At 44.0% G+C, this 20,346-nt stretch carries 17 protein-coding genes; 4 read left to right on the top strand and 13 right to left on the bottom strand.

Annotation, left to right across the window (positions count from 1 at the left end; genetic code table 11):
- Positions 1-105 precede the first annotated feature (105 nt).
- Positions 106-1,113: an alpha/beta hydrolase gene (locus AACT52_RS08985; protein WP_073630285.1), complete on the top strand. Its 1,008-nt coding sequence runs from the start codon at positions 106-108 to the stop codon at positions 1,111-1,113.
- A 64-nt stretch (positions 1,114-1,177) separates the two neighbouring features.
- Here the strand turns inward: AACT52_RS08985 and AACT52_RS08980 are convergent, their stop codons facing one another.
- Entirely contained in the window at positions 1,178-2,308 is a 1,131-nt protein-coding gene (locus AACT52_RS08980; RefSeq protein WP_233153888.1) for a hypothetical protein, read from the bottom strand.
- 491 nt (positions 2,309-2,799) lie between these two features.
- On the opposite strand from AACT52_RS08980, the gene AACT52_RS08975 reads away from it, so the two are divergent.
- Positions 2,800-2,991, top strand: a complete 192-nt coding sequence (locus AACT52_RS08975; RefSeq protein ID WP_073630281.1) for a LysM peptidoglycan-binding domain-containing protein — start codon at positions 2,800-2,802, stop codon at positions 2,989-2,991.
- A gap of 88 nt (positions 2,992-3,079) precedes the next feature.
- Here AACT52_RS08975 and AACT52_RS08970 read toward each other — a convergent pair whose 3' ends face one another.
- Together AACT52_RS08970 and AACT52_RS08965 are read right to left on the bottom strand one after the other, a co-directional pair.
- Complete coding sequence (locus tag AACT52_RS08970; RefSeq protein WP_233153887.1) at positions 3,080-3,322, bottom strand: hypothetical protein; 243 nt, start codon at positions 3,320-3,322, stop codon at positions 3,080-3,082.
- 134 nt (positions 3,323-3,456) lie between these two features.
- Positions 3,457-4,089: a retropepsin-like domain-containing protein gene (locus AACT52_RS08965; RefSeq protein ID WP_073630279.1), complete on the bottom strand. Its 633-nt coding sequence runs from the start codon at positions 4,087-4,089 to the stop codon at positions 3,457-3,459.
- 277 nt (positions 4,090-4,366) lie between these two features.
- Between AACT52_RS08965 and AACT52_RS08960 the strand changes: the two genes are divergently transcribed.
- Positions 4,367-5,752: a hypothetical protein gene (locus AACT52_RS08960; protein WP_073630277.1), complete on the top strand. Its 1,386-nt coding sequence runs from the start codon at positions 4,367-4,369 to the stop codon at positions 5,750-5,752.
- Positions 5,753-5,765: 13 nt separating this feature from the next.
- Here AACT52_RS08960 and AACT52_RS08955 read toward each other — a convergent pair whose 3' ends face one another.
- The 5 genes from AACT52_RS08955 to AACT52_RS08935 form a co-directional block, all read right to left on the bottom strand.
- A complete protein-coding gene (locus AACT52_RS08955; protein ID WP_158054593.1) occupies positions 5,766-5,918 on the bottom strand; it encodes a hypothetical protein in 153 nt (50 codons plus the stop codon).
- 75 nt (positions 5,919-5,993) lie between these two features.
- Positions 5,994-7,394 carry a ferredoxin:protochlorophyllide reductase (ATP-dependent) subunit N gene (locus AACT52_RS08950; RefSeq protein WP_073630275.1) on the bottom strand — a complete coding sequence of 467 codons (1,401 nt, stop codon included), beginning with the start codon at positions 7,392-7,394 and terminating at the stop codon, positions 5,994-5,996.
- A gap of 108 nt (positions 7,395-7,502) precedes the next feature.
- Positions 7,503-8,276 (bottom strand): DUF5331 domain-containing protein, encoded by a 774-nt coding sequence (locus AACT52_RS08945; RefSeq protein ID WP_073630273.1) that lies wholly within the window; start codon positions 8,274-8,276, stop codon positions 7,503-7,505.
- Between the two features lie 29 nt (positions 8,277-8,305).
- Positions 8,306-9,172, bottom strand: a complete 867-nt coding sequence (bchL, locus tag AACT52_RS08940) for a ferredoxin:protochlorophyllide reductase (ATP-dependent) iron-sulfur ATP-binding protein (RefSeq protein WP_233153886.1) — start codon at positions 9,170-9,172, stop codon at positions 8,306-8,308.
- A gap of 663 nt (positions 9,173-9,835) precedes the next feature.
- Positions 9,836-10,090 carry a TIGR02450 family Trp-rich protein gene (locus AACT52_RS08935; RefSeq protein WP_073630269.1) on the bottom strand — a complete coding sequence of 85 codons (255 nt, stop codon included), beginning with the start codon at positions 10,088-10,090 and terminating at the stop codon, positions 9,836-9,838.
- 169 nt (positions 10,091-10,259) lie between these two features.
- Between AACT52_RS08935 and AACT52_RS08930 the strand changes: the two genes are divergently transcribed.
- Positions 10,260-14,735 carry a tetratricopeptide repeat protein gene (locus AACT52_RS08930; protein WP_073630267.1) on the top strand — a complete coding sequence of 1,492 codons (4,476 nt, stop codon included), beginning with the start codon at positions 10,260-10,262 and terminating at the stop codon, positions 14,733-14,735.
- Between the two features lie 206 nt (positions 14,736-14,941).
- Here AACT52_RS08930 and AACT52_RS08925 read toward each other — a convergent pair whose 3' ends face one another.
- The 5 genes from AACT52_RS08925 to AACT52_RS08905 form a co-directional block, all read right to left on the bottom strand.
- Positions 14,942-15,517: an REP-associated tyrosine transposase gene (locus tag AACT52_RS08925; RefSeq protein WP_233153885.1), complete on the bottom strand. Its 576-nt coding sequence runs from the start codon at positions 15,515-15,517 to the stop codon at positions 14,942-14,944.
- A gap of 276 nt (positions 15,518-15,793) precedes the next feature.
- Positions 15,794-15,952, bottom strand: coding sequence for a hypothetical protein (locus AACT52_RS08920; protein ID WP_198940887.1), 159 nt, complete (start codon positions 15,950-15,952; stop codon positions 15,794-15,796).
- 40 nt (positions 15,953-15,992) lie between these two features.
- Positions 15,993-17,561 (bottom strand): SulP family inorganic anion transporter, encoded by a 1,569-nt coding sequence (locus AACT52_RS08915; RefSeq protein WP_073630265.1) that lies wholly within the window; start codon positions 17,559-17,561, stop codon positions 15,993-15,995.
- Between the two features lie 388 nt (positions 17,562-17,949).
- Complete coding sequence (locus AACT52_RS08910; RefSeq protein WP_073630263.1) at positions 17,950-18,621, bottom strand: response regulator transcription factor; 672 nt, start codon at positions 18,619-18,621, stop codon at positions 17,950-17,952.
- On the bottom strand, positions 18,618-20,099 hold the full coding sequence (locus AACT52_RS08905) for a sensor histidine kinase (protein ID WP_233153884.1): 1,482 nt from the start codon (positions 20,097-20,099) through the stop codon (positions 18,618-18,620). The genes AACT52_RS08910 and AACT52_RS08905 overlap by 4 nt, the downstream gene beginning before the upstream one ends.
- Between the last annotated feature and the right edge of the window lie 247 nt (positions 20,100-20,346).

Here is a 20,346-nt window from a genome sequence, read left to right as displayed (position 1 = left end):
ATAAGCTAATAAATTTAACAAGAACTCAGAACTCAGACAGATTCCAAGGAATTTTGGTTTCTACTTAAAATAATAGCGGCTTAAATATATATATACCTGTCAAATATGTCTGACTATTCCACAACAACAGCAGCCCTTATTGAGCAAGCAAAAGGCATTGAAAAAACTTTACCAATAAAAAACGATGCTTGTCGCTCAAAACTTTTTTTGCATCCATATCCAACTGCTAAAGTTTTCCTTTTTTTTCATGGATTCACTGCTGGTCCTTACCAATTTGAACCGATAGGAAAAAAATTATTTGATGCTGGTTACAATGTTTTGGTACCCTTACAACCAGGTCATGGAGTCGCAGGAAATTGGAATAGAGATAATCCCCCTCCCTTACCGACCGAACGGGAAATTTATCAAGATTTTGCGCTTTCTTGGTTGGAAGTTGCACAAAATTTAGGACAGCAAGTGATAGTCGGTGGATTGTCTACGGGTGGAAATTTGGCAGTAAGTTTAGCCTTAGAACATCCCCAAAAAATTGAAAAAGCTTTATTATTTGCTCCTTATATCAGCGGTAACAATGCAATAGTCAATTTCGGCGTGGAAATTCTGCCCATTTATTATGAATGGCTCAACAAAGATAATCCAGGCAATTTTGGCTATGACGGCTTTCGCATTCCAGCATTGCGGCTATTTTTAGATATGGGGCAAGAAATTACTGAGAGAGTCAAAAAGGATTTAGCAGTACCAGTGTTTATTATTTGTAGTGAAAGTGACCAAACAATTAACCATAGTGAATTGCAATATTTTTCTAGAGCTACAATTAAACAGCAGAGTAAATCCTGGTATCACAGCTTTGATAAATTCTTTGAAATTCCTCATACCATGATGACTAAAGCCGAGGGAAATAAATATCAAGATTTGCTCATAACTGTAGCTAAAGCTTATATTGAAAGCGATATTACCTGGACTGAAGTCATGGAAATTGGTTATCAAATACTGCAAGGAAAAAGTTTTGATACTGCTGTAAAAAAGCTCAATTTATCTGAAAGAGTTTCTCAGGATTTATCAGTAATGTTGGCAGTAATGAATAAGAAAATGATTATTGATTATTACCAATTATAGAGGCTGAGGCTTTAGATAATCAATAACAGAGTGAGGGTGTTATCGAAAACAAATTTTATAAAGTTTACAAGGTTTGATGAGATGTTTGAATTGACTTCAGAATTCCATTTTCCACTTGATTAATGGCTACCATGATGCCATTTTCAGGGTTTTCTAGCAGGGAGAATTTGGCTTGTCTCAAATAATCGTGAATAGCATCCCGTAAAATCGGTTTTTCGACCGCAACTGTATGATTATAATCCCAAACATCCCAAATTATTATACCTATACCTACAATTGGGTCTAATAACTGTGCTCCAATTTTTCCAGCCACTACACCACCAGTCTTTGCTGCCATTTTTGCACCAGCTTTTCCGGCAAAGGATACAGCAATTTTACTTCCTACCTTTGCCACTGTTGGAATCATTGCCTTTGCAAGTATGTAAGCGCTTCCTCCCGTCAAAACCTTTAATGACACGTTAGAGATATTTCCTTCAGTATCATTGATAGTCACTGCAATATCACCAAGATAACGCTCCCAATCTCCCTGGGGAATCTTGTAACTGCTTTGGATATTAGAAAGATTTTTATCCAATTCTGACACATACACATTTATACTATCACTTGTGATTTTCTCAAGTTCAAGCTGTGCAATTTTAGGTCTAAGGACACGCTTGGCAAATTCTGTTTGAAAATCCTCAGTCAATTTTTCGGCTACTGCTTGTTCTGGAGCTAGGTTATTTTTATTTGTCCAATGAGCAACTGCTGAATGTAACCATGTAAAAGGAGCGCTCAACTCCATCTTCTTTTGATTGAAGTAATTAAAATACCAATCAAGGAAACTATCATCAACACGGGTCATCAATTCATCAACCCACTTATCTAATTGTTGTGAAGCAAAACTCTCTGATTGAGAGTGTGCATTTTTGAGAGCAGTAACAAGTGCTTGGTCGATATCTTTGGGTATTTGTGGGACGACTATACTGATTTCTTTACTAGTATTTTTAGCTGAATCTCCTGGTTTTGCGGGTGAGGAATCTGCTATTAAAGCTTTGCCTAGCAGGGGAATGATAACAATAACAATTACAACAGCCCATATAAAGGGAGCCACTGACTTAATAAACTCGCTCCAAGCTTTAATGCGCTCTGTTTTTTGTACAAAAGAAACTTTTTCTTCTACTTTCTGGGAATTTTGTCCAGTATCTGCTGATATCACTGGCTCCTGAATAGAAGTAGACTCTAAATCCTGCGGTTGCTCATGTCTCATAGTAGTTTTTAGGCTAAAATATGATTCTTAACTAATTTAAAATTGCCTTCATCACATACAAATCCAATGGGGATTTTTACTATATCTACTTAATTATTCTTTTTTTTGAAACAAACGACCTCTTAACTCGTCTTGCAAGACAAGTTAGAGGTACAACACACTAAGCACTTTTACCGTGTTATCCGCTCTTAAGAAGACCCTTAATCCTTATCCTAAACTCAATTTTTGGTTCCAATCCTACCGACGCCCTGGATCAAAGGATCGGGTAGTTGGGGGAATAAGGTGTGAAGCCTTGCCTTCCCGTAATCCTCCGTTAACCGTCATTAACCTTATTATTTAGTATGCGTAAGTTTCATGCTCTTATAATTATTTAGAGTCAGAAGGTGTTTGAAACGATTACCTTCTACTTACCAAAACTCAACTTATAAAAGGATGTAGTTATGTTTTATACCGTAGAATCTGGAGACACACTACCGAGGATTGCTGAAAAATTTTATGGCGAGCGCACTTGTTGGCAAACAATCTACGATGCTAATCAGGATGTGATTGTACTTATCCCTGGAGTGGAACTTTTCATTCCTCTTGACTTATGTTCTGAATTCCAAAGGGAATGTGAAATCATTGTTGTTTAGGATAACAATGAAAGCTATGTGCTTTGATAATTAGCGAATTCCGGATTGAGTCGCAAGTAGGCGCATTCCTGTAATCAAAATCCTGATTTCAGGAATAAGGGGGTTTTAAGCCACGTTCAACAGCTACTTTCATGGCTCTCGCTTTACGTACCAACCCACATCGGTAAACCTCCATCAAATCATCTAATCGTTTCACTTCTGGATCATTAAGTTGTCTTTCTTGGTTACGCGCCAAAAGGTCACTGAAAACCTCTTGCTGTTCTTGTTCCATTTGTAAATTGCATAGAACTAAAACTTGCTCATCAGGTAGCGATTCAATAGGTAGTTCCATAATTGGACGGTTTATCCATTCTACTAATACATCTGACTGTCGCCGATGAGTGACAGCGATTGATTTTGCCTATTGTGCCAGTCTTTATGTGAGTTCTAAAGTAATGATTTCAACCATTTTTTACCAGCTTTGCCTTATGAATTTAAATCTTCACGCCATTTAAAAATAATTTGCTCGTCAGCCTGCCGAAACTCAATATTAAACTTATCAAATACAACTTCCCGCCCCAGAAGCAATTGCTCTCCACCTGTATTAGTTTGTAACCATGCCACAGTAGCAATAAAACTGTGTTGATCAATTGTCATTTCAACATTGCGTAAAACATACTCAACTCTTCCGCCTATAGTTTCTGCCAATAAAGTTGATTCCGCATCAGCTAAAGCATATCCTAAATCTTGACCAACTTTTAATGATATTAAACTCAGTTCAGCACCAGAGTCTACTAACATTATTGTAGAAATATTTATATCTCTGTGCTTCAGTTTTACATGATAATTTGGCTGCCAATCATGGCGACTCACTGTACGAAAGCGAATTGGCAAAATTTGGATAGAAGCAGTGCTACGGGGAACTAAGTAAATTACATATACCTGTTCTGAAGCCTCTGCTAACTCTAAAACTTCACGCAAGTTTTCACTGTGAGCAATTAAGCCATTAGCATTGTAAGCAACATATTGATTTCGATATAAATCTAATAACATCTGGCGGTTGTGGTTCAGCCACTTCAACATTTCGCGGCTTTCATTTTGAGATGGTGTTTTACTCATATATATTGGAATTTATAAATTAAGAAATATTAAACAGCTTTCCCGTTTACCTTTCATTGTAGCTTTAACGGTTGTAGGAGTAGCTTGCTGTCGGGTGTAAGGGTGAGGAACTGCTGCAACTACCCAGAAGTTTGCTCTTTATCAACAGGGAATAACAAAATTGTTAGATACTGGCAGCGCTTTGGGAATACTGAGTGAGGCACAGATAGTTGATGCCTACTTGTAGGCTCGGTTTAGCAATAGCACTAATGCTTGTTTTAGCAACTAGGAGAAAATTGTGAGTTTAGCAGTTACAGCAACCTTTGTACTTGCTGATTGGATTGTCAAAGGACTGGCAAATGGAACTTTAGAACGGGTTGGAGGTGTAATTCGGTATGTAGCGACAAAACAAGTTGTTACTTGGTTAAGGGACATTCAACCAAATTCTTCTCCTTTCTCTAATAATTTACTGAACTTAGTATTTTCAGGAGCAAATGCGGTTGGTTCAGTAGCTAATGCAGCTGTCACAGGAAAAGGATTTGCTGATGTTAATCAGCGACTGCATGGAGTGGAACAAGCAAGTTTAGGCAATTTCACTGTCTCAGGAGCAAACCTGGTTGCAACAGCTATGAATGCTGCTGTTTCAGGAAAAGGATTTGCTGATGTTAATCAGCGAATAGGTGGAATTGAAAATCAGTTAGGAGAAATAGGGCAAAATCTGCAACTAACTCAAGGAATTTTGCAGGTGACTACTGCAGCCAGTATGCTTAATCTAGGTGTTTCTGTGATGAGTTTTGCTGTGATAGCGCAGCGCCTCAAAGAGCTAGAGCAACGCTTACAACAAGCACAGGAACTTTTAAACAAACTTAATCGTAAAATTGACCTTGGTTACTATGCGAATTTTCGCGCAGCGCTAGATTTAGCAATTAATGCTTTTACAATGAGCAAACCCGACAATCGCAGAAGTAGTGCTTTACAAGCTATCAATCGCTTTTTGGAAGCAGAGCATATTTACACTGATTACACCGATACCGAACTTGAGCAAAAGAGCCAAATTGCTGATGAATATTTGCTGACTTTATCGTTAGCTTACCTTGCTGAAGCGCGTTGCTATCTGGAATTAGAAGAACATGACACAGCACTTCGTCGCTTCCAAGAAGGTGCAACAGTTCTCCGTTCACGAATTCAGAAATATGTTGAGCTTCTGCTTACTTCAAATCCAGCAGTATACCTACAGCCTGAGTTTAAAGAACAAATTGACTTGCGGAGATTAACTCGAATTTACCAATGGATTAATCCAACTTTGGATGAAAATACTGTATTTGAAATGCAACGCGAAAATCTCATTAAGATAGCGCAAGACCCCAGTAAGTGGGTAGATTCGCTACCAGCAGCAATTTTAACTCGTGTTGAAGTTCAAGGAGGTTGGTTCGGTCCAAATCACGACGATTTGAAAAAAGAGGCTTATAAACGTCTTCCTCAAGTGCTGGAAGTCGTGGAATCGATGATTGAAACTAATCGCCGTTTTGAAGCGTATCAGGCAGAAGTACAAGCAATATCCCAACTAGGAATCAGCTTCCATGAATGGCTTAAATTAACTCCATCTACAGAAGAAAAACCGGACAAGGCAAATTTAATGTATATCATTCCAGAAAAGCCTTTAGACTTGCCACTTTTAAGTTAAACTGTCCTTGCTTTTAACTTGCATTATTTGGACGGGCAAGATGCCCATCCCACAAGAACTCAGATAAGCTGTCGCTTTTTCCTTTGTAGGCGCGACAGCTTAAAACACAGCGAAAGCGATCGCTCTTTTCCTTCTCTTGGCGTCCTTGGCGTCTTGGCGGTTCCATAAAAAAATAAGGTGCGTTACGAAAAACACGAACGCACCCAATGAAATTTATTACAGAGATTATCTAGAAGTAAGGTTAAATCTTAGCTTCTTCCTTCACCAACTTATCCCAACCCAAATCTTTCAAATTGTTATTCCGACGCAACGGACGAGTCACCAACTCCAGAATGTCACGCGCATTGGTAAAACCGTGAATCTGAGCAAAAGTGAACTCTACAGACCACTTAGTATTAATACCGCGTGCTTCCAATGGGTTAGCATGAGCCATACCAGTAATCACCAAATCTGGCTTTAACTCATAAATCCGCTGCACTTGATTGTAGTTGTCTGGCTTCTCCACAATCTTAGGCAGAGGTGCGCCCATTTCCTGGCAAGTTTTTTCCAGCAACGCCAACTCAGCAGCTTGATAACGCTTATCCATGTAGGGGATGCCGATTTCGTGAACCGTCATACCGCAACGTACCAAGAACCGTGCCAGAGAGACTTCCAGCAAGTTATCACCCATGAAGAACACAGACTTGCCGCGAATCAATTTGACGTACTCTTCCAAGCCTTCCCAAATTTGAGCCTCGCGTTCATCCAAACCTTTGGGTGTAATGCCAAACACCGAGCAAATTTTCTCAATCCAAGCGCGGGTACCATCAGGACCAATTGGGAAAGGTGCGCCAATCAGCTTGCACTTGCGGCGACGCATCAAAGTCGTAGCAGTGCGGCTAAGGAAGGGGTTGACACCAGCGACATAATACCCTTCTTCAAGGGTAGGTAGTTCAGTAAAGCGCTTTGCGGGTAGCCAACCAGAAACTTTGATACCTTGCTTTTTGAGTTCCAGAGTTAACTGAGTCACAACGGGATCGGGGAGGGAACCAAACAGCACCAATGGTGGATGATCCACATACTCAGATTCTTCTTTAACGACTTCTTCTTTCTTCTTACCAAAGTTAAGCAGTTTGGAAATAGCGTTGCGTTCGTTCTTCTCTGTTTCAGCCACGGGTGCTTTATCAGGACAACGTGTCGCCATCGCCGCTAACACGGTGTCTTCCCCTTGGGTGAAGGCGTAGTCCAAACCGTTGGCGCGTGCGACAACAATGGGAATACCAATTTCGCCTTCTAGCTTGGGTGCTAAGCCTTCCAAATCCATTTTGATAATTTCCGTGGTGCAGGTGCCAATCCACACAATCACGCTGGGATTGCGATCGCGCTTAATCTGCAAACACAGCCGCTTTAACTCGTCATAATCATTAAGTTGTGCGGAAATATCTCCTTCTTCCAACTCTGCCATTGCATAACGGGGTTCAGCAAAAATCATGACCCCCATTGCGTTTTGCAAGAAGTAGCCACAAGTCTTTGTCCCGATCACCAAAAAGAAGCTATCTTCAATTTTTTGGTAAAGCCAAGCGACGCAGCTAATTGGGCAAAAAGTGTGGTAATTCCCGGTTTCGCACTCAAAAGTTAAAGCTTCTGGTTGAGCAAGAGTCATTTTAGTATTTTCTCCCCATGATTTTTAACAAGAAAGAAGATAGAACAAAGAAGAATTTATCGACTTTCCTTCTTCATTCTTCATTCTTCACTCTTCATTCTTCACTCTTTAATGGTTGGGGAAGAGACGAGCAATCTCGGAGTCATCTTCTGAGTCATCAAAAGAACCAGAAGGTGGTTCTTCCCCTAAAAACATTTCTTTATCCGCTTCCTCTTTTTGGGTTGCGCTTTCAGCACCCCAAACATCTGACAACACACCGGCAAAGCCACTCTCAGAAGTTTTGCTGTCTACTTCGTTCAAATGATCCAAAGAAAGTTCACCGAACTCATCAACTGGGTTATGTGCTTGGTGAAGTTGATTGTTCGAGTTTGTATCGCTGGATGAGGAATTGCCAACCCGGTTTTGTGCTGTAACATTATCGATTGTTGGATTGGATGCCCTAAGGCTTTGGTTGTGTGTATCTCCCAGATCCAACTTGTTAGCTATTCCCTCTTGCCCAAAGCTACTTATCTGAGAATTTGTTAGTGTTTCATGACTGAAGTTTTCATATGAAACATCTAACTCTTCCCTGTGTTTTTCTATACGTAAATTGGGAAGGGCGCGGTTACCGAGAGCTATATCTGGATCAAAATTTAACTCCAGCACCTCGACCAAGGTATCAGCGTCAGGATTCAATTTGGAAAAGGGCAGCATTAACTGTGCCAGTTTAGGTTCCAGCGCGTTAACAACTCCCAGGATGAGGTACGAAGATGGTCGTCTGCCACCATCTGGAGTGTAAACAGACTCCACTTCCATATGCAGGGCAATCCAGTCACGATTTAACTGGAAAAATTGCAACCACTTTTGCTTTAAAGAATCTGTAAAACTATCAAAGAAAGGCATATCGTTCCCCATCCTGGTACTAAGATGATTTATACAATCATCAAGTCTAATTCCTCTTCTGAATTTGGAACTTGTGTTTTAGTGGGATTTAGATAAAAATCTGATAACAAAGCGAACACGTCGCGGTCTGGGGCGTCATTTGGGACAACACCTTCTGGACGCGCCAGAATTTGGTCAGCAATATTGAGATAGTAATCGCAAACGTAATTCAAAGAGGGGTCAGATTCTGCCATTTCAAACAAAGTTTTACCTTTGACGCGGGAAACACGGATATCTTCAATCAAAGGCAAAACTTCCAGAACTGGCATGGACACTGTTTCCACGTACTTTTCAATCAAGTCGCGCTTCGAGGTGCGGTTACCAATTAACCCAGCAAGACGCAGTGGGTGAGTCCGGGCTTTCTCCCTGACTGAAGCCGCAATACGATTGGCAGCGAATAAGGCATCAAAGCCATTGTCAGTCACAATCAAGCAGTAGTCAGCATAGTTGAGGGGTGCTGCAAAACCGCCACAAACAACGTCACCAAGAACGTCAAACAAAATCACATCGTATTCATCAAAGGCGTTGAGTTCCTTTAATAATTTCACGGTTTCGCCTACCACGTAGCCGCCGCATCCAGCACCTGCGGGAGGACCACCTGCTTCGACACAATCAACTCCGCCATAGCCCTTGTAGATCACATCTTCGGGCCAGACATCTTCGTAGTGGTAGTCCTTTTCTTGCAGGGTATCGATAATTGTGGGAATCAAGAACCCGGTGAGGGTGAAGGTGCTGTCGTGTTTGGGGTCGCAACCAATTTGCAGCACTTTCTTGCCGCGCTTGGCTAAGGCGACGGAGATATTACAGCTTGTTGTGGACTTCCCAATACCGCCTTTTCCGTAAACTGCTAGTTTCACTGTAGTTTGCCTCTTATAGTTTCTTGTCAAACTCGTCGCTCAAACAATTCCCTGCACCTAGCCGAAGATGGCGATTTGTGAGGTCTGTGAGTGCCATTATTGTGCAAATCACACGGAAAATAAAGGGGGTGTTCAAGTCTATTAGGGTTATATCAGGTGAATTATGCCTTAATTGAATGAATTATACTTTTTTTGATTTATAAACACTTTTAAAACTAAAATAACTTAAAAAATCATACCTTATTAATACTTTTATATAAAATAAGTTACAAAATACAAAAAATAAAAATCCCGCTACACCGATTGTGCGTATCAAAAAGACCTATGTGGATAGGTATACCTCTTGGTAGAGAAATGAGTATAAGAGCTATGAGAGGGTCGTTGAAAGTAAATTTGCAAATAAATTGGCAGTTTATTGTCAACGGCTAAGACAAAATTATTCCGACTTGAGAGCAACTGCCTGAAAAATATAAATAATTATTACCGATACCAATATTTGTTAAACTTTGTCTCAAATATCAAATCTACTGGTCTTGAGGCTGGCAAAATCAGTTATTGCGGTTTTCATTCGCAGCGAAAAAACCTCGCATCACTGAGTGTGCAATTCTATTTGTACTGGCAGGATGTAATTTGTGATGAATCCCTATCAGGGATTGAAAGAATTCAAGAAACATCTTCTTGGGGTGAATTCATCTCTTGCAAAGATTGCCAGCCTGCTTCCCACAGAGAACGGTCTTGTAACAATTTGGCGTTTATCCAAAAGCGGACATTAGGGTCACAAGCAGCGACCATCTCGGCATAAACCCAGTTGCCCTGATTTTTGCGGTTGACGACTTGGAAGTGTCGCCAGCCATCTACTTTTTGCTGCGCTGTCCACTTAGAACCAACTAGGTAAGGAAATTTCTGCTTTTTAGCCATTTGTCAAAAGTCAATAGTTATTAGTTACTAGTCATTAGCTTAGCGTGCGTGTTCTGCCTTCTCGTACTCATTTTCAAATTCCCAGCTTCCCTAAAGCGCGACTGAAAAACTCATCCGGAGTATAGTGAGAACAAAGTGAAGCTAGCTATGGAATCTACTGATTCAAGCCATGCCTCTAACCTTCAGTTTCGCCCTCAGTCAACAGCAAACCTTTGAACTACGCTGTGATTATGGCTTACGTCGCCTGGATAAAGTTGAGTTAGGTGTACTCATTGACCTATGTGAGCAAAATTACTACTCCCAGCAGCGCGATCGCCTGTCCCTGCTTATCCAGATAGGACGGCAGCTTTATCAATGGCTGGATGGCAAGGAAGGATGGCTGAGAAGGGCGCTGGATGAGGCTGAGGAACAGACGATTTATCTGGATTTGATCCAAACGAGTGAGGCGCGGGGGTTGAACCCGGAAACGGAACGCGTGGCCTTGGGACTAGCTCATTTGCCGTGGGAATTGCTACACGATGGTACAGGGTTTTTACTAGAACGGCAGGATATTGCACTATTGCCAGTGCGTGCAGTGCAGCAACGAAATACCAGTGCGATCGCCGTGCAAAATCGTCCCTTGCGATCGCTGTTTATGGCAACTTCTCCAGACGATCCAAGGGTTGCGCCGCTTGAGTTTGAACAGGAAGAAGCCAACATCCTGCAAGCAACCAAGCATCAGCCTTTGGCGTTGATTGTCGAAGAAAGCGGTTCGGTTGAGGAATTAGCTAATCTAGTGAAATCCTATCCGGAAGACTATTTTGATGTCTTTCACTTAACAGGACACGGAATAATTTATATTCAAAAATATTTTGGCGGTTTGCTGCCAAAAGGTAGAACAATTAAGGATAATACGCCCTGCTTTATCACCGAAGATGACGTGGGGAATGTGCAATTGACTACCGTGGAGGACTTAGCTAAAGCCTTTCGGGGACGTTTTCCACGAGTGATTTTTCTTTCTGGCTGTCACACGGGACAAGTTGCCAACCGGGGAACAGTCCCATCAATGGCGGAGGCTTTGGTGAAGCTGGGGGCGGGTGTCGTATTAGGCTGGGCGCGTCCAGTGTATGATCGGACGGGTATTATTGCTGCACAGGCATTTTATCAAGCTTTGGCGACGGGGGAAACGGTAGAGGAAGCAGTCAAAGCGGCGCAACAGAAAATGATTGCTGAAGAATGCTCCGACTGGCATCTGTTGCGGATTTATCGAGATACGCGCCCAATTAAGCAACTGGTGACACCGCTGAGAAGCGAAAAAGGGCGGGAAAAGCTGAAATTTAGACAGCCAGAAAGCGAATTTCTGGATCAGAACAATATTGTGAAAGTTGCCAGTCGCTGGGAATTTGTCGGACGCAGACGCCCGCTACAACGGTGTTTGCGGGCGTTGCGAGAAACCAGCGACAACATCGGTGTATTTATTGCTGGGATGGGTGGACTGGGTAAAAGTTCTTTGGCGGCGCGGTTGTGTACGCGAGTCCAAACACAGCGTCCGAATTTTGAGCGGGTGGTGTTAATTGGACCTTTGGATGAGGTAGGCTTACTCAATAAACTTTCCAGCAAGTTTGAGCGGTTTGCAGATGTACCCGCATTGCTGAATGAACCAAAGGTTTCCCTCAAAGGGCGACTGCAAAACTTTTTTGATAAAATTGAAGCAAAAGAAATTGATCGTCCGTTGTTGTTGGTGCTGGATGACTTTGAGCAAAACATCCCGAAAGCGAATATTCAAGATGGTTCGCTGCAGATGACCGCAGAAGCTTACCGGATTTTAGAGGCGATTTGTGCGGCGCTGGAGGAAAACCAGGCAGAGAGCCGGTTGATTGTGACTTGTCGCTACCTCAAAGAAGATACCCTGCCACCGCATCGGCTGCATTTAGAAAATTTAGCGGCGATGGGCAAAAGCGATATTGATAAGAAATGCCGTCTTTTGCCAACGCCCGAATTGCAGCAGCAAGCACAGAACCAGCGCATTCTGGCAATTGCTGACGGTAATCCGCGTTTGTTGGAGTGGCTTTTGCAGGTTATTCAGCAACGAGATTTACAGGCGGATGATTTATTAACTCGCTTGGAGAATACCCAGCTGGAGTTTCGGGAAAATATTTTGGCGCAGACGCTGTTGAATGCGTTGGAGGTGGATGAAAAAAAGTTTTTGGCGCAGTTGAGTGTTTTTCGCCTGCCAGTGACAATTGATATTGTGAACGCTGTTACGCAGAACCTCACCCCCAGCCCCTCTCCGCAAGCAGAGAGGGGAGCAAGAGATAAGGAGAGGTTATGGTTGGAGAAATTGGTAAGCTTCAGCTTAGTCGAGTCAGCCACGACTCACGCCACCCAAACCGCCGAATATCGCGTGACGACGATTTTAGAACCGTTGCTGGAACCATTATTGAGTGAGGAAGAGTGGCAGAGAACGCGACAGCAAGCGGCAAAAAAACTCTATCAAATCTGGTGGGAGGAGACTAATAAGCGTTGGACGGAAGAGCAAGCACTGGAGATAGTGAGGTTAGGACTGCTGGCTGGAGAGCAGGAAATTGCTGTCAGCGTTGGGGACTTGATTGCAATTCGCTGGGTGAACAGTGACCGATATTTGGAAGTTGTCCAACTTTGTGAACCACTCCTGCAAAAGTTTGTGGACTACCGTATCTTGGGAACCATTGCCCGTGCTGAAAAGGTTTTGGGCAGAGTTGAGGATGCTGTTGTCCATTATCAGCAGGCTTTAGACCTTTGCCCTGAAGATGACGAGATTCGCAAAGCTGCAACTCTGAACAACATGACACAAGTCATCGCCCAACAAGGGGACATCGAACGAGCGATCGCACTTTGGGAACAATCCTTGGAAATATCTGAGCGCATTGGCGATGTGGGTGGCAAAGCTGCAACCTTGAACAACATGGCAGATGTCATCGCCCAACAAGGGGACATCGAACGAGCGATCGCACTTTGGGAACAATCTTTGGAAATACTTGAGCGGATTGGCGATGTCGGTGGCAAAGGCGCTATCCTGGGCAACATGGCAAAAGTTATTGCCCAACAAGGAGACATCCAACGAGCGATCGCACTTTGGGAACAATCTTTGGAAATACTTGAGCGCATTCGCGATGTTGGTGGCAAAGCTGCAACCTTGAGCAACATGGCACAAGTCATAGCCCAACAAGGGGACATCGAACGAGCGAACGCACTTTGGGAACAATCCTTGGAAATAAAAGAGCGCATTGGCGATGTGGGTGGCAAAGCTGCAACCTTGAGCAACATGGCACTCGTCATAGCCCAACAAGGGGACATCCAACGAGCGATCACACGTTGGGAAGAATCCTTGGAAATAAAAGAGCGCATTGGCGATGTGGGTGGCAAAGCTGTAACTTTGCACAACATGGCACTCGTCATCGCCCAACAAGGGGACATCCAACGAGCGAACGCACTTTGGGAACAATCCTTGGAAATATCTGAGCGCATTGGCAATGTCGGTGGCAAAGCTGCAACCTTGAGCAACATGGCACTCGTCATAGCCCAACAAGGGGACATCCAACGAGCGATCGCACTTTGGGAACAATCCTTGGAATTATATGAGCGCATTGGCGATGTCGGTGGCAAAGCTGTAACTTTGAACAACATGGCACTCGTCATCGCCCAACAAGGGGACATCCAACGAGCGATCGCACTTTGGGAACAATCCTTGGAAATACTTGAGCGCATTGGCGATGTTGGTAGCAAAGCTGTAACCTTGAGCAACATGGCACCAGTCATCGCCCAACAAGGGGACATCGAACGAGCGAACGCACTTTGGGAACAATCCTTGGAAATACTTGAGCGCATTGGCGATGTGGGTGGCAAAGCTGCAACCTTGAGCAACATGGCACTCGTCATAGCCCAACAAGGGGACATCGAACGAGCGAACGCACTTTGGGAAGAATCCTTGGAAATACTTGAGCGCATTGGCGATGTCGGTGGCAAAGCTGTAACTTTGCACAACATGGCACTCGTCATCGCCCAACAAGGGGACATCGAACGAGCGAACGCACTTTGGGAAGAATCCTTGGAAATAAAAGAGCGCATTGGCCATGTCGGTGGCAAAGCTGTAACTTTGAACAATATGGCTTATGTTGCAGGTGAAACAGGAGATAAAGCTAGGCAGTTAGACTTAAATCTGCAAGCCGCTTCGGCATTTGCACAGGTTCGTGCTTATGGTGATTTGGTGACACTTCTAAGTCACTTAGGCGTAGCAGATGAAAGCAACGGTTTGGTTTACCTGGCTCAAGCAATCTGGCTGACGCTGAGGATTCAAGCCCCCTTAGCAAATACAATTTATCTCATCTGTGCTTTGTATAAAGCTGTACCTCAAGGCGATCAACTGAAAGCCTTGCTAGGGACAACAGCATTCTTGTTTTGCAACAGCCGGGGCGAAGGGCATCCGCAGTTAGAAGAACTTCAGGATTTAAGTAGAACGATGCTATTAGCGGCGGCGGGTGGACAAGGAATTGAGACACAGGAAGCGTTTGATACTTGGTTTGTCCAGCAAAGGCTGAATGATCCAAAATATTTTCTTCCCCGACTCAATCAACGCTTAGAGGAGATTGTTGGGGATAGGTGGGTGTTTGATCCGACTCAATTGTAGATTTTGGATTGGGGGATGGGGAGAAAAAGTAAAATTAAAAAAGCTTTATTCAAATAGAAAGCTGTGATTGTGACTCTAAGGTGAGGCTGAGCCTCAGTATGGGCATTCCCATGAGGAGTCTGGGAACGAGGAAGTATGGGATTTTCTCGTTCCCAGGCTCAGCCTGGGAACGCAATGCAAGGAGGCTCAGCCTCCTGACGCTCCAACTACACATCAATCAAATCAACAACTAAAACTCCCTTCATACCCATGTAATTACGGTAACTGGAATATCGCCAATGAGCAGGATCATCGACATAGCCGCGCCTGAGTAGGTTATTGTGCATATATTCCAATTTTTGGCTAAACATCTGTTGACTAAATATTGCTTGGGGGTGTGAACCTTCCTGCCAAAGCTGGTATTCTTGGGTAGTTTTGTGTAATTTTTTGTGAAATTTTAGCTGTTTTAACAAATACTCAGTCTGATTGTTTTTTAACCAATCAATCACAGATCTGGCTGTAAATGACTTGAATGCTGCTATTTCTCTAGATAAATTTTCAGCCGATGCAATTAAGTGAAGATGGTTTTCCATGATCACATACCCATGCAAAGCTAAACGCTGGTGGCTTTGTAGAAAGTCTAATGAGTTGAGAAGGATTTGAGCTAAGTCTGGTTTACTAAATACAGTGATCCAGTTGACAACTGTGCAGGTGAGAAAATGAGGCTGGTTTTCTAGAAATTGGTAGCGAGAACGACCCATAGAGTAAGGAAAGGTGTGAATATGGGAGGCTGAGCCTCTCATATAGCATTCCCAGGCTGAGCCTGGGAACGAGTATTTCTTTAGATAAATTTTCAAAGGTGGGAATATGGGAGGCTGAGCCTCTTGATATAGCATTCCCAGGCTGAGCCTGGGAACGAGTAGGCTGAGCCTGGGAACGAGTAGAGGTGTGAATATGGGAGGCTGAGCCTCTTGATATCGCATTCCCAGGCTCAGCCTGGGAACGAGAAGACGAGAAGAGAAGAGGTTGGGAACGAGAAGAACGAGAAGAAATGAATTTCCTTTTCAGCAGGAATCTGCTTAAGGACTTTGGTAAGCTTCGGTTTGTGATGTTATGGCAGTAGGCATTGGTGCAGTACGTTTCTTTTTAGGAGCCATAATGACAGACAGAAGTTTGGGAAAAGCAAAACAAGCAATAGTATTCAGTAATGTTAAGAATACTGCATCTATCGTATTCATAGTGAACTCCTCTTTTGTGAAAGTAGAGTAGTGAAAACTTCTACGCTGCTAGGTGCGATTGGTTTTGCTGTGGTTCTTCAGGCGATCGCCCAGTAAATAGCGGTTTGCGGTAGCGCTCTACCAACCTATCCCGCTGCATGACGATAGTACTTCCCTTCTTTTCCTCTTGTTTTTCCCACATCGACAAGAAGTCGAGGCAGGAGTGGTCAATGTAGCTGAGCATCTGTAGGTGAATATGAATTTCCTTTTTAGGAGGAATCTGCTCAAGGGCTTTGGCAAGTTGCGGTAGCCGAATAAATGTAGCCATCCCTTCCAAATAGACATCAACGCGCTGGTTGTTTTCATCCGCAACGACATGGATATCGAGGTGGGAAACTTTGTAGATCAGCTTGATTGCTGACAACACAAGACCGAGTAGCACGCCAAAAAGTAGGTCAGCAGTGATAATTCCGCCCAAGGTGGCAAAGTAGATGAATACAGGGATGCGCCCGTATTGTTGCAGCTTCCGGATATTCTCAACTTTCACCAGCTTATAGCCTGTGACCACCAAAATCGCCGCGAGGCTGGAGGTGGGAATTAGATTCAGTACAGAAGGCGCAACAACAACAAGAGCCAACAGCCAGACTCCGTGAAAAACCGCAGACAGTCTGGTTTTGCCTCCTGCTTCCACGTTTACAGAACTGCGGACAATCACACCCGTCATCGGTAGCGCCCCTAATGCGCCGCAAACCATGTTGCCCAAGCCTTGCGCTGCGAGTTCGCGGTCAAAATTAGTTTTTGACTCAAATTGAAGTCGATCTACTGCCGCCGCCGAGAGCAGGCTTTCGGCACTGGCGATAAAGGCGATCGCCATCGCCTCCACAAGCACAGATGGCTTGAGTAGACCGATGAAGTTCTCTAGCTTTGGAATGTGAATCGTGGCTACAAGATTATCGGGTACATTGACGTACTGAATAGGCAACTTCATCACAGTGGCTAGAGCAGTTGCAATCACGACAGCAATCAAGGAACCGGGCAGCAATTTTAATCTTTTTGGCTTAAACTTTTCCCAGAGGATGAGGGTAATAATGGTAATTACAGCTATAATGCCAGCGATGAGATGGTTGTTGCCTTGGGCGGGAAAGATAGTCTTATATATCTCGCTGGGAATAGAAATTAAGTTATCGATTCCGTGTGCGCTTGGCTTGCTATCAAACATCACGTGGAATTGAGAAGCAAAGATTAGCACACCAATTCCTGCTAGCATCCCGTAGATGACGGCGGGAGATATTGCTCGGAAAACCTGTCCCAGCTTGAAGACGCCTGCTAGTAACTGGAACAAACCCGCGAGCATAAGAATCGGTCCTAGCATTTCAATGCCATACTGCTGAACCAGTTCCCAGACTATAACAGCAAGCCCAGCCGCTGGTCCACTGACCTGCAAGGGTGAGCCAGCAACAGTGCCAACAATAATTCCGCCAACGATTCCTGTGATGATTCCCAGCTCTGGAGGAACCCCTGAAGCGATCGCAATTCCCATGCACAGTGGCAGAGCGACGAGAAATACAACTACGGACGCCACTAAGTCGTTGACAATGGAGCGTTTTGGTTTGAAATCTCTGATTGTCATCTTCCTTTTCCCGTAATTTTTTATTAGTATTATTACTGGTGCAAACGTTAAACTAATCACAATAAAATTTTCCAAAAATATCGTTCAACCAGCATCTTCACGAACTCAGCAAACAGGACGTAAATTTTTCCGCCAACTACCTGACCCAGTTGTAGGTACTCTCATGACGTTTAAAATGGCATCTAATAGATCACTAACTGATAATAAGTTGCAGTCAAAAATAGTACTCACCCTGCTTTATTTACACTAAGTTACACATTTGAACACAACTTGGTATGAAGCTGAAAAAATCACAATAGGCGACAATCAACAGACCCTGATTGTTACAGTTCTTCTTTATATTTATAAATACTTATTAATTAGATATTAAAAATTGATGAGAAAATTTTCACGTTCGCAGGCGATAACCCATACCTCTGACTGTTTCGATATAGTCGTGACCTAGCTTTTTGCGCAGATAACCCACGCAGACATCAACGACATTGGAGCCGGGATCGTAGTCGTAGCCCCAAACCTGACTCAGCAATTGCTCTCGGCTCATGACTTGCCCTGGATGACGCACAAAGGTTTCAGCTAGGGTAAATTCTCGCGCTGATAACTTGACTGGGCGATCGCCGATCCAAACCTGACGTCTAAGCAAGTCAACGACAATGTTGCCTGCTCTAAGAACCATTTCTTCCTGTCGTTTGGGCAAGCGATTGTCGCGCAACCGCGCCCGTACCCGCGCCAGCAACTCTTCAAACCGAAAGGGCTTTGTGACGTAGTCGTCAGCCCCACCCTCGAGTCCAGCGACTTTATCGCTCACCTCGTCACGAGCGGAAAGGATAATGATAGGCAATTGTTCGCCCTGACCGCGTAATTCTTCCAACACCATCCAACCATCTTTGCCAGGGAGACCAATGTCAAGGATGAGCAAGTCAAACTCCCCGCTTTGAGCCATGATCGACGCTTCATGACCGTCTTTGGCAACTGCGGTCGTGAACCCCGACGCCCGTAGCCCTTTTTCCAGGAAAGCGGCTATGCGCGGCTCGTCTTCGGCAATCAGAATCTGATCAGTCAAACAGAACCTCCAAAGGGTGGATCTAGTGGAATGACAATAGTGAATGTAGAACCCTTACCGGGTTTGCTTTTGAGTTCTACCCGACCACCGTGTGCCGTTGCGATCGCACTCACGATAGACAATCCCAAACCAGCCCCCTCAGAACGACGGCGACTACTGGAGCCACGGGCAAACCGCTCGAAGATCCGCTCTTGGTCGCCAGGAGCAATGCCAACGCCTGTGTCACGCACCCAGAAACGAGCGTTTCCCTTCGTTACAACTGAACCAAGGGCAATGACATCCCCATCACTCGTGTGCTGGGTAGCATTCTGAGCCAAGTTCATGATTGCCTGAGTCAGCCTGTGGCGGTCAGCCACAATCCGCCCCACACCTTTGTGTTCCAAACGCCAGTCTCGCTCAGCTAAAGCTGTGGCTTTGGTATACAGTTCCTCAGTCAGCAAGCTAATATCCACAGTTTGTAGGTTTAAAAAATTGGGTTGCTCTGTCTTGGCTAGTAATAGTAGGTCATCGACAAAGCGACTCATCCGAGCTAGCTCATCAGTTACTAATTCCACTGTTTCACGTCGCTCTTGGGGATCGTCACCCAGCAGTTCTAAATGACCTTGGATAATTGTGATTGGCGTCCGGAGTTCATGACTTGCGTCGTTGATGAAGTTTCGTTGACTGGCGAAAGCAGTCTGGAGACGATCTAACATCTCGTTAAACGTGATCGTGAGTTCGGCAATTTGGTCTACCCCCTGCACAGGGATGCGTTGAGATAGGTCAGACTCGGTAATCGAGCGAGCTGTTTCGATAAGTAAGCGTAGGGGAGCTAATAACCGTCCAGCCACTATCCAAGCCAGCACCGATGCTATGGCTAGAACAGCTATTGTTACCTCGATAATAACGATAACTGCCTGGTTCACCTGCTGATGAGCGCTACTATCGGAGTAAGCGACCACAAAGACACCCTGAGTTTTGCCTTTGAGTACTGGCTCAGCCAGATAGTAGATAGTATGAGTTGAGGTGAATTCCTTACCTTGCTTGGGCTGTTTGAATTTCTGCCAGTGTTTGACAAAAGCTGAATTCGGCTGTAAGTTAACCGGTAGAACTTGGGGACTGGATTTGTAGAATTTCCCATTCAACAGCGTAATCAAAAACGTGTCCTCATGGGGAATGTTGCGAGACAAAAATACATCAAAGATGGCAGCGACATCATCCCCGAAAGGTTGAGCCGTGCTGGGGTTCCTCCCCTCGGTCAATCGTCTAAACTCCTTTACCTCGTTGATGAGAACATTTTCAACCTGCTCGTCTAGTCGGACAAGCAGAACCTCATAGATTGCCAGGATAGATACCAATGTGGAGAAGATCATCAGCACGATGTAGGAGATCAAGATGCGTGTGCGAACGCCAAAGAAGATTCTGCGCCATCCAGGAAATCGGTTTTTCTTTGTGATTTGAGCATTTTGATTCCTGCCCGTAAAGATTTTTGGAGCCATGAGCCGATTAAGACGGTTGTATTGCAAAAATTTGAGGACACCAGATCCTGTTAGGTAGGATTTCCTTATGGGTAACTCTGGCTATAGGTGGTTGACACAGATGATACTTTTACTAAAGTAACATCACTTTTTGCAACACAAAGGTTATTTGACTTAAACTCTTGTATGATAAGCTTTTTATAAGATGACGCGCCCCAAACAGCCCCATCAATTAGTAAAAAATGGGCGGTAATACTCCTCTACAAGA

The sequence above is a fragment of the Scytonema sp. HK-05 genome, assembly GCF_963872035.1.
In the GTDB taxonomy this organism is placed as follows: Bacteria; Cyanobacteriota; Cyanobacteriia; order Cyanobacteriales; family Nostocaceae; genus Kalymmatonema.
The sequence above is the reverse complement of the archived record's forward strand: the minus strand, read 5'-3'. Positions and strand labels throughout refer to the sequence as shown.

Coding starts and splice junctions, on each gene's coding strand:
- AACT52_RS08985 (WP_073630285.1), top strand. CDS start 106: ATGTCTGACTATTCCACAACAACAGCAGCCCTTATTGAGCAAGCAAAA.
- AACT52_RS08975 (WP_073630281.1), top strand. CDS start 2,800: ATGTTTTATACCGTAGAATCTGGAGACACACTACCGAGGATTGCTGAA.
- AACT52_RS08970 (WP_233153887.1), bottom strand. CDS start 3,322: ATGGAACTACCTATTGAATCGCTACCTGATGAGCAAGTTTTAGTTCTA.
- AACT52_RS08965 (WP_073630279.1), bottom strand. CDS start 4,089: ATGAGTAAAACACCATCTCAAAATGAAAGCCGCGAAATGTTGAAGTGG.
- AACT52_RS08955 (WP_158054593.1), bottom strand. CDS start 5,918: ATGGAACCGCCAAGACGCCAAGGACGCCAAGAGAAGGAAAAGAGCGAT.
- AACT52_RS08950 (WP_073630275.1), bottom strand. CDS start 7,394: ATGACTCTTGCTCAACCAGAAGCTTTAACTTTTGAGTGCGAAACCGGG.
- AACT52_RS08945 (WP_073630273.1), bottom strand. CDS start 8,276: ATGCCTTTCTTTGATAGTTTTACAGATTCTTTAAAGCAAAAGTGGTTG.
- AACT52_RS08935 (WP_073630269.1), bottom strand. CDS start 10,090: ATGGCTAAAAAGCAGAAATTTCCTTACCTAGTTGGTTCTAAGTGGACA.
- AACT52_RS08930 (WP_073630267.1), top strand. CDS start 10,260: ATGCCTCTAACCTTCAGTTTCGCCCTCAGTCAACAGCAAACCTTTGAA.
- AACT52_RS08925 (WP_233153885.1), bottom strand. CDS start 15,517: ATGAGAGGCTCAGCCTCCCATATTCACACCTTTCCTTACTCTATGGGT.
- AACT52_RS08920 (WP_198940887.1), bottom strand. CDS start 15,952: ATGAATACGATAGATGCAGTATTCTTAACATTACTGAATACTATTGCT.
- AACT52_RS08915 (WP_073630265.1), bottom strand. CDS start 17,561: ATGACAATCAGAGATTTCAAACCAAAACGCTCCATTGTCAACGACTTA.
- AACT52_RS08905 (WP_233153884.1), bottom strand. CDS start 20,099: ATGGCTCCAAAAATCTTTACGGGCAGGAATCAAAATGCTCAAATCACA.